Below are 8,470 nucleotides of genomic sequence, written 5' to 3' on the forward strand. Positions count from 1 at the left end.
CGCATCTGGGAACGCGGCCAAGATGCTGCTCAATCGCAAAATGTTGTTGTTGTTTTTGGATAGATAACGCGACCGGCCGTACCGTAAGATAATAAGTTTAACATATTTTTTGAACGCTTCGGTTGTTTCCCAGTCGGCTTGCATAGCAGACAGATGGGTGTTCCGCCGAAATAGTTTGTGGCATCGCATCCCCCAAAATAACTCCTCTATGGCTTCGGGACTTTCGAGGTCATGGGTCAAGCCATCGCCATGGGACCGCTCATGCGTAACAACTTGTCGAGATGTATTGCCTTGCAAACGTGCATATAAATTTGGTGCCAACGGGAATGGCAAGTCACGATAGGTAAGCGACGAAAAACCACCAGTTTCGTGAAGCTTTCGCAGTAGCAGGCTTGTTCCTGATCGCGCCAACCCACAAATGAATACAGGTTTTTGTGCGGTAAGCGGTTCGGTTTTTTTTTCGAAAATTGCGGTTTCAATATCAAATGATAGTTCTAGAAACGGCGTGAAACCTAATGCAACATTGTGCAGTAACCGATCGAACCGCCCATATCTAACGTTGGTTGATTGATCGTCGGGCGACAGCATAAAATATGGTTACAATCAGCAGAAATCCGTGGAAATACCAGTCCGTCATATACACACCCATTGCAATGTCTAGAAAATCTCCTGCTGCCAACGCTGTCATCATAGGCGCTGCGACGAACAGAAATAGCACGATGATTGATAGGGTGTTACATAGCATGCGGATTGCCAACATCCGAAATGCGAGTTCTTTTCTGAAATCACGTGTTTTTTTGTAGCGAATGATGCGACTGGCCATTGCAACACTATTCCAAGAGTGCGTCAGAAGGCGATTGAACGGCAACCGGACAACAAGTTCCAGCGAAACGAGCGCCGCAGCGGTTAACAATGACCATGCAAAAACCACGGTGCCCATCAGGATCAGGGTTTGGGTTCTTTCGGACCCTTTGTCCTGATGCCTTTGAGCATTCGTTTCAGTGGATACCAGAGCAAGCCGAGAAACGCCAAAACGAAGGTTGCGATAACACCCAGCGTGACGCCAATGGCGCCCAGGCCCACGCCTGGCCCCAGATATGCATGGGCCGGGCTTTCGAACCCGACTGCAAGCATCATCATTGCCGCCAAAGACAGATACTGTTTTAAATACATTTTGCTTCCTTTGCTGCGGTAATGGCCGATGCGTGAATGTCACCCGAGATATACCTGCTCCACGCCAACATCAATCTATCCCCATTTGGCGTAGCGCTGATATATTGCCATTTAATTGTTCCATCGACCGCAAGACGCATAACCCGGCCAAGGTTTGTTTCCTCAACAACCGCATCACCATTGTCAACGATCAACCCACGGCCTTGAAATGGGGTAGCTATTCGTTGTCGTTGAAACGCCTTTGATGACCAGGGCGTAACGGCATCATTCTCAAAATTGTAAATGAGGATCTGGTTGGTGCCGTCTACGATATCGCGCGGGCTGGCAGATTTCGTGTGATTGTCAAAAATGGAAATCCGGTGATCGTCTAAAATGTTGACGTCATGTTGTTTCTGCCATGGGCCTTCACGCCACCAAAGAACTTTTCCGGTAGACGGCCGATAAAGCATGACAAGCGACAAGTGCCGTGCGCTGATGAAAATATCGCCCTTCAACCAATATCGTCCATCGACCAAAGCGGGTTGGATATCATTAAGGTGATACGGGTCGTCCGAATAAGGGCGCCGGTCGAGAAGGAATAGCAGCCCCGCTGCTTTCAAAATGTCGTAAAACGAAGTTCTGCTTAAAATTTTCCCGTCGGCAGAAATATGCGCGATCGCATTTTCTTCAAAAGACGCAGACACTCCCGGCTGCTTGGCCTTTGCAAGAGTTGCAGGTACCCAGTAATTGCCATCCGCATCAGCCTCGATCGAATGATGGAAGTGCCCCGGAATTGTCCATTTTGTTCGACCACAAACGTCGATAGCAGTTAGCGGCGATGCGTTTTGATACACCAACCCGCCGTCTGCCGTGAGATAGGGATGAAACATCCGGCTCGCCATACGTCCCTCTGCAGGATCTAAGCTTACCAGCCATCGCCGGAGTGGTTCATTGCTCTCACCTACGGTTCGCAAAGGTTGATAGCGACGGACAACGACGCCGTTCGATACATCAACCAACTCGGCCACATACCGCTGTGTTTGCCAATCAAACCGCGACAGTAGCAAGTAACCAGCATCCTGATCGTTAGCAGACAAAATGCGAGACCATCCGGCAGGCTGTGTCGTAGGGGCTTTGACAATCACTTGTCCGGCATCATCAGCCCACCATGCGGCGATAACGGTGGGAACAACCGCAAGCTTGTTTGCTGTGGCTCCGATTATTCCCGACTGCCGTTTGCCGTTGGCCGCATCTTGTGCGGCCCACGCGATAACAACTGTGGCCAAGAAGCCCAACAGCATTATTTGTCCTACGAACCAAAGCGGGATGGATCGCTCCATCAGTTTGTGAAATTTTTTAAGCATTGTTGCAGTTCATAAACGTCGATGTAGGTGCCAAGCCTAAGTATTAGATATTCGTTAAATGGAGGTTGAACGAATCAGCCCGAATTTGGGCGCTTTTAGATAAACGAAACAACAAAGGAAAGGTTGCATTGAGTTCACCTTTTTTGACCTGTACGGCCACAATGAGCCTAGATCGACTGATGCGTCAAGCATTTCGTTGATATACGGAGGGCTGCTTCGCATGCCGATAACCTCGGCTGTTTTGACAATAGGCGGTGGCGCCATTGTTCGGGGGTGAATTGAATAGTCCGAATATGAGTGACCCGCCAATCAGCGAAGCTGCGAACATAACATAGCCAGCTAATGTCGAGCGGCCCCTGCCCGCCTCACTTAGCCTCTATAAACCACCGCTCCGCGCCCTCTAGGCCAATGGCGGTCAGCCGCCCAGAAGAGTAGGCGCCCGTGTCGATGCCGACGCGCCCGGGACGCACGTCGGGCGCGTCGGTGATGGTGTGGCCGTGCACGACGCAGTTCCCCTCTTGAGATGCGTGGCTCAGAAACGGTTCGCGTATCCAGCGCAAGTCGGCGGGCGTCTGGCTGTCGAGGTCGACGCCGGGCCGAATGCCGGCGTGCACGAATATATAGTCGCCAATGACAATCATATCCTCAAAGCCGCGCATGAAGTCGAGGTCTTCGGAAGGAATGCGCGCCGCCATCGCCGCCTGCAACTCCTCGACCGTCATCTCCAGATATTCGTCGCGCGTGACGCCGTAGGAGAGGATGGTCTCCTTTCCGCCGAAGCGGATGAATTGGCGCAGGACGCCCTCATCTTCGAGCGACTTCAGGAACATTTCTTCGTGATTGCCAAACAGGATGCGCACGGCCCGCCTCTGGCTCCAGTCGCGCGCGGCGTCGATCACGCCGCGGCTGTCGGGGCCACGATCCACCAAGTCTCCGAGCAGTATGACCGTCGTCTCAGACGGCCCGCGCGCGCGGTCGTCAGCCTCGATGGCGGAGATGAGGTGCCCAAAGAGGTCGGCGCAGCCGTGAATGTCACCGACCGCATATACGCGCTGCCCGTCGGGGACGCGCGTCGCCGCGCGCTGCGGCGTCGGGGAGAGTAATTTCTGAAAGAAGTTTCGCATAGCTGGCCGCCGATATAGACGCATTTGCGTATCCGACAAGATGCGGAGACGGGGCAGGCGATGCTGGGTGCTGGAGAAGGCCGGGCGCAGGCGCGGCGCGATTATCTCACATTTTCTATCTGGCCGTATAGGTCGTCTAAGACTTTGTCCGCCTTCTCCATCAGAGTGTAGCGTACGCGCCGGCCGTCACCGTCGAAGGCATCCTTTGCAATGATGCCGGCTTCCGTAAGCTTGCGAATATAGTCGTGGATGGTGACGTGGGAGTATTTTGAGGCGTCGCATAAGTCTCGGATTTTACGGCCCCTATTGTCCTTCAGGAACAACAAAATCTCCGCCTCACACGTGATGAGGCGGACGCGAAGGTCATCCTCAATGATCCTAATGCGTTCAAGTTGCCCCATTTCGACCTGTTTACCCATATAACCCCGCTTTTAAATTACATTTTAGGGTTGAGCGTCTGGGTGATGTGTTAAAAAATTCAACGAAGTCTTTTTAAGTTAAGTTTTCATATTTACCCCCCGCACGCGCATCATATAAAAAATTAGCACCGCATGGGGCGGTACTGATGCGAGGCGTCTTTATTGGGTTGAAATCGGAACCTCAGAAATCACGCCGGGTGAACAGATATTTAATGATTTAGAAAATAATCATTTTAATAAAAATATTTTACTTAAACCCATCGCCTTTACATTATATGTAAAATCATGCTTTCTTTTGTAAAACGATACTTTAATTGTCGAAAGGGCCGCCACGAGCGCGACAAAAGACGCGTGCGGCACAATGGCGACACATTTGCCGCACCCTGCCGGCACTGCGGCGTGCGCCTCATTAAAAATAATCGCGGACTGTGGGTGGAGAGCCCCGCCGCACCCAGCGCTTAGATTTCGGCGGCTCCACCCCCTAACCGCCAGACGTGACCCAGGTGCGCCCTTGCGCATCGGGGCAATTGCGAACGCCGCCCGCGTAATCCAAGGCACCTGCCTGCTTGAATGCGCCTGCTTGACGACACCCATTCTTCCCCACACCCACACCCCACTTGCGCGCTATTAACATCCATGGCAGTAAGCCTTAACCGCGCAATTAAATGAGGAAACAAGCCCATGGCCCTTGCCCATAGCGAAGCTGCAAACCCGCATTGGGTGCCGCGCACTAAGATTGGTGACCTTTCCCATATACCCGGTGAAAATGGTCCGCCGATCATTGGCACGACTTTTCGCGTGTTGCGCGACCCGCCCGCTTATGGCGCGCATATGGTCAAAACCTATGGCAAGGTGTTCCGCACCAACGCCTTTGGTAATCCAACGGTGTCGCTGGTGGGTGCAGAGGCCAATGAGCTATTGCTGTTTGACCGTGAAAAGCTGTTTTCGTCGGAGCAAGGCTGGGGCCCGGTTCTGAACCTATTGTTCCCGCGCGGATTGATGTTGATGGATTTCGACCACCACCGCATGGACCGCCGCGCACTGGGCATTGCGTTCAAGCCAGAACCGATGCGCGCCTATACGCAAGACATGAACCGCATCTTTGCCGAGCAGTTGAAGGACTGGCGCGGCGATATGTTGTTCTATCCGGCGATCAAGCAACTGACGCTCGATGTCGCGGCGAGCAGTTTCTTAGGCATCCCATTGGGGCCAGAGGCAGACAAGATTAACAAGGCCTTTGTCGACATGGTCCAAGCATCTGTCGCGCCCATCCGCGCGCCATTGCCGTTCACGCCGATGGGCAGAGGCGTTGCCGGCCGCAAATATCTCATCGATTATTTCGGTCCGCAAATCGCGGAACGCCGCCGCAATGAAAACCGGCAGGATATGTTCAGCCAATTCTGCCGGTCCAAGCGCGAGGACGGCGAATATATGTCCGACGGCGAGTTGATCGACCACATGAACTTCCTGATGATGGCGGCGCATGACACGATCACATCGTCGGTGACGTCGATGATCTGGTATCTCGCGAAACATCCCGAATGGCAGCAGAAATTGCGCGAAGAGTGCCTCGCGATTGGGCCTGCGGGATCGGACATCGCCTTTGCCGACCTCGATAAGTTCGAGCTGACCGAGTATGCGTTTAAAGAATCGCTGCGCCTGATTTCGCCGGTGCCGTCGATCCCGCGCCGTGCGCTGCGTGATTTTGATTTCATGGGCTATCATATTCCCAAGGGCACTTCGGTCAGCATCAGCCCGTCTTATGTCCACATGATGGAAGAATATTGGCCGAACCCGCATGAATTTGATCCCATGCGTTTCACCGCCGACAAGGTGAAGGCGCGGCATAAATATGCGTGGGTGCCCTTTGGCGGCGGCGCGCATATGTGCCTTGGCCTGCACTTTGCGTATATGCAGACCAAGCTGTTCATGCACCACTTGCTGACGTCGGTTAAGGTCGAGATTGCCGATGGCTATGCGCCCGATTGGCAGGCTTGGCCGATCCCCAAGCCCAAGGATGGGCTGAAGGTCCGGTTCACGCCTCTATAATGCGGGATTGCAAGCGGCGCCCAGCGCACTAAAGCTGCGCGCTGCACGCATGGCCTATTCAGAACAGACAGATTGGAGCCGTGACGACTTACGGCGGCGCGGGCTTGGCCTCGCCATCGCGCTGCTGCTTGAGGTCATCATTATATTGGCGATATTGAGCCTCAGCATGCGCGCGGGCGGGCCTGCGGCAGGCACACGCGCACTCAGCACCTTCTCCCTTGAGGCGGAGAGTGCGTCATCGGCCGAAAAGAGCGAAACGCAAACGCCTGTCGCCAAAGTGCAGAAAAGCACCGCCACGCCGCCGGTCCCGAAGCCATTGCTTCCGCCCGTCAATCCAGTCCAAGCGCCTCCGCCCAATCCTGATTTAATCAAACTCAGTAAGTCGGACTTTGACGCGATGGACCTGTCAAAATTGCCAGCGAGCGGCGGCGCGGGCGCGGGCGAAAGTAAAGGCAGCGGTCAAGGCGCGAAGGGCATGATGGGCCCCGGCCTTGGCCCCGGCGGGGCGCAGCTTTATCCTGTGGCGTGGCTGCGCGAACCCTATGACAGCGAACTTACGCCCTATCTCGCTACGGTCAAACGCATCCCGCCCGGCGCGTCGGCAGAAATCGCGTGCCGCATGATCGAACGTAATCGTGTGGAAAATTGCCAGATCATCGGCGAAAACCCGCGCGGGACAGGCCTGGCCAAGGCGCTGCGCCTCGCCGCGTGGCAGTTTTTGGTAAAGCCCCCGCGCATCGACAACAAGCCGCAATTGGGTGTGTGGGTCCGGATCCGCTTTGATTTCGGGGTCCGGGCGGTTGATGGGGAAGGCGAGTAAGCATCTCAAACGTTAACCCACCGTCACCCCAGCGCAGGCTGGGGTCCATCACGCCTGTCAGTCTAAAAGGATAAGCGAGATAGGCTCCAGCCTGCGCTGGAGCGACGGTGCCCACGAAGCGGACATTGCCTTATCAGTTGGGAGCGCCATGTTTGGGCGCCCCCACCCAATCACTTCCGCGAGGCAATCCATCCATCGACTTGCTCTTCGAGCACATCCAACGGCACCGGACCTGATTTCAGCACCGTGTCGTGGAAGCCGCGTATGTCGAATTTCTTGCCCAGCGCCTTTTGCGCCTTGTCGCGCAGATCGCTGATTTTCAGGCGGCCAACCATATAGGCGGTCGCTTGGCCGGGGTAGATGATGTAGCGTTCAATCGCCTTGACGATGCCGCCAGGCGCATCGGCGCTATTGTCCTCAACATATTTAATCGCTTTTTCGCGGGTCCAGCGTTTGTGGTGCAGGCCGCTATCGACCACCAGGCGGATCGCGCGATGCAGTTCCAGCTGCAGCCGGCCAAAATCGCGCGCCGGATCGGTGTAGAGGCCCATATCCTTACCCAGCTTCTCCGCATACAGGCCCCAGCCTTCTGAATAGGCCGTGACGCCGCCAAACTGACGGAATGCGGGCACGTCTTTTAGTTCGGTCTGGATTGCGCGCTGCATGTGGTGGCCGGGAACGCCTTCGTGATAGAACAGCGCCTCCACTTCGGTCAGCGGCATATCCGCCATCTTGTACAAATTGGCATAATAAGTGCCGGGGCGTGAGCCGTCGGGGCTCGGGCTCTGGTAAAATGCCTTGCCAGCTGATTTCTCGCGGAAGGCCTCAACGGGCTTCACGACCAAAGGTGCCTTGGGCAAAACGCCAAACCATTTTGGCAGCAGGGGGGTGACCGCGTCCTGCGCCTTTTGCGTTTCGGACAGATAGAGGGCACGACCTTCCGCGGTTTCGGGCGCGTAGAATTTGGGCTCGGTGCGCATATAGTTGAAATAAGCCTGCAGATCGCCCTTCACGCCCATCTTTTTCTGGACGACGCGCATTTCCTTATGAATGCGCGCGACCTGTGCGAGGCCCAGATTGTGGATCTGGTCCGGCGTCATATTGGTCGTGGTATAATTGGCGAGGCGCTCGGCATAATAGCCTGCGCCATCCTTGAAGCGCCAGACACCGTCGTCGGCTCCGGCGACCTTTTCCTGCGCCGTCATTTCGGCAATCAACGCCTCATAGGCAGGCTTTACCGATGCGTTCAGCGCCTGCGCCGCGTCAGCGATTAACAGGTCTTTTTCGGTCTGGCTGATTTTGAGCTTGGCCACCTTGCCCTTGAAATCGGCATATAATGGCGCGTCAGGACCATCGTCAAAGGGCGCGCCAGTGATAACATTGCGCGCGTCATTAATGACATAAGGAAAAACCCATTTGGGGGGCATAATGCCGTTCGCCGCGCGCGTCTTGGCTTGGGCGATCGCCTCCATCATGCCAGGGCCAAGGCCATAGAGGCGGCTGACATAGGCACGCGCGTCGGACTTAGTGTCGACGCGGTGA

The 8,470-nt window shown here is 55.1% G+C and carries 9 protein-coding genes; 2 read left to right on the forward strand and 7 right to left on the reverse strand.

Annotated elements, in window-relative coordinates; translation table 11 throughout:
- The 6 genes from ACILP4_RS09370 to ACILP4_RS09395 all read right to left on the reverse strand — a co-directional run.
- Positions 1-588, reverse strand: a 588-nt coding sequence (locus ACILP4_RS09370) for a sulfotransferase (protein WP_395620458.1), incomplete at its 3' end; no start/stop codon positions are given.
- A complete protein-coding gene (locus ACILP4_RS09375; protein ID WP_395620459.1) occupies positions 554-940 on the reverse strand; it encodes a hypothetical protein in 387 nt (128 codons plus the stop codon). The genes ACILP4_RS09375 and ACILP4_RS09370, both read right to left, overlap by 35 nt.
- Before the next feature lie 5 nt (positions 941-945).
- The gene (locus tag ACILP4_RS09380; protein WP_395620460.1) at positions 946-1,173 is read right to left on the reverse strand and encodes a hypothetical protein; all 228 of its coding nucleotides are present in this window, start codon (positions 1,171-1,173) and stop codon (positions 946-948) included.
- A complete protein-coding gene (locus tag ACILP4_RS09385) occupies positions 1,164-2,453 on the reverse strand; it encodes an arylsulfotransferase family protein (RefSeq protein WP_395620461.1) in 1,290 nt (429 codons plus the stop codon). Before ACILP4_RS09385 ends, ACILP4_RS09380 begins: the two co-directional genes overlap by 10 nt.
- Before the next feature lie 428 nt (positions 2,454-2,881).
- Positions 2,882-3,640: a metallophosphoesterase family protein gene (locus tag ACILP4_RS09390; protein WP_395620462.1), complete on the reverse strand. Its 759-nt coding sequence runs from the start codon at positions 3,638-3,640 to the stop codon at positions 2,882-2,884.
- A 101-nt stretch (positions 3,641-3,741) separates the two neighbouring features.
- Complete coding sequence (locus ACILP4_RS09395; RefSeq protein WP_395620463.1) at positions 3,742-4,059, reverse strand: MarR family transcriptional regulator; 318 nt, start codon at positions 4,057-4,059, stop codon at positions 3,742-3,744.
- A gap of 681 nt (positions 4,060-4,740) precedes the next feature.
- Between ACILP4_RS09395 and ACILP4_RS09400 the strand changes: the two genes are divergently transcribed.
- On the forward strand, positions 4,741-6,108 hold the full coding sequence (locus ACILP4_RS09400) for a cytochrome P450 (RefSeq protein WP_395620464.1): 1,368 nt from the start codon (positions 4,741-4,743) through the stop codon (positions 6,106-6,108).
- Between the two features lie 49 nt (positions 6,109-6,157).
- Positions 6,158-6,928 carry a hypothetical protein gene (locus tag ACILP4_RS09405; protein ID WP_395620465.1) on the forward strand — a complete coding sequence of 257 codons (771 nt, stop codon included), beginning with the start codon at positions 6,158-6,160 and terminating at the stop codon, positions 6,926-6,928.
- A gap of 170 nt (positions 6,929-7,098) precedes the next feature.
- Here the strand turns inward: ACILP4_RS09405 and ACILP4_RS09410 are convergent.
- Positions 7,099-8,470: DUF885 domain-containing protein (locus ACILP4_RS09410; protein WP_395620466.1), on the reverse strand; the 1,372-nt coding region annotated here is incomplete at its 5' end.

The organism is Sphingorhabdus sp., from assembly GCF_044239045.1.
In the GTDB taxonomy this organism is placed as follows: Bacteria; Pseudomonadota; Alphaproteobacteria; order Sphingomonadales; family Sphingomonadaceae; genus Sphingorhabdus_B.

What these genes read in the sequence shown, in the direction of transcription:
- ACILP4_RS09375 (WP_395620459.1), bottom strand. Translation starts at nt 940, where the DNA reads ATGGGCACCGTGGTTTTTGCATGGTCATTGTTAACCGCTGCGGCGCTC.
- ACILP4_RS09380 (WP_395620460.1), bottom strand. Translation starts at nt 1,173, where the DNA reads ATGTATTTAAAACAGTATCTGTCTTTGGCGGCAATGATGATGCTTGCA.
- ACILP4_RS09385 (WP_395620461.1), bottom strand. Translation starts at nt 2,453, where the DNA reads ATGCTGTTGGGCTTCTTGGCCACAGTTGTTATCGCGTGGGCCGCACAA.
- ACILP4_RS09390 (WP_395620462.1), bottom strand. Translation starts at nt 3,640, where the DNA reads ATGCGAAACTTCTTTCAGAAATTACTCTCCCCGACGCCGCAGCGCGCG.
- ACILP4_RS09395 (WP_395620463.1), bottom strand. Translation starts at nt 4,059, where the DNA reads ATGGGTAAACAGGTCGAAATGGGGCAACTTGAACGCATTAGGATCATT.
- ACILP4_RS09400 (WP_395620464.1), top strand. Translation starts at nt 4,741, where the DNA reads ATGGCCCTTGCCCATAGCGAAGCTGCAAACCCGCATTGGGTGCCGCGC.
- ACILP4_RS09405 (WP_395620465.1), top strand. Translation starts at nt 6,158, where the DNA reads ATGGCCTATTCAGAACAGACAGATTGGAGCCGTGACGACTTACGGCGG.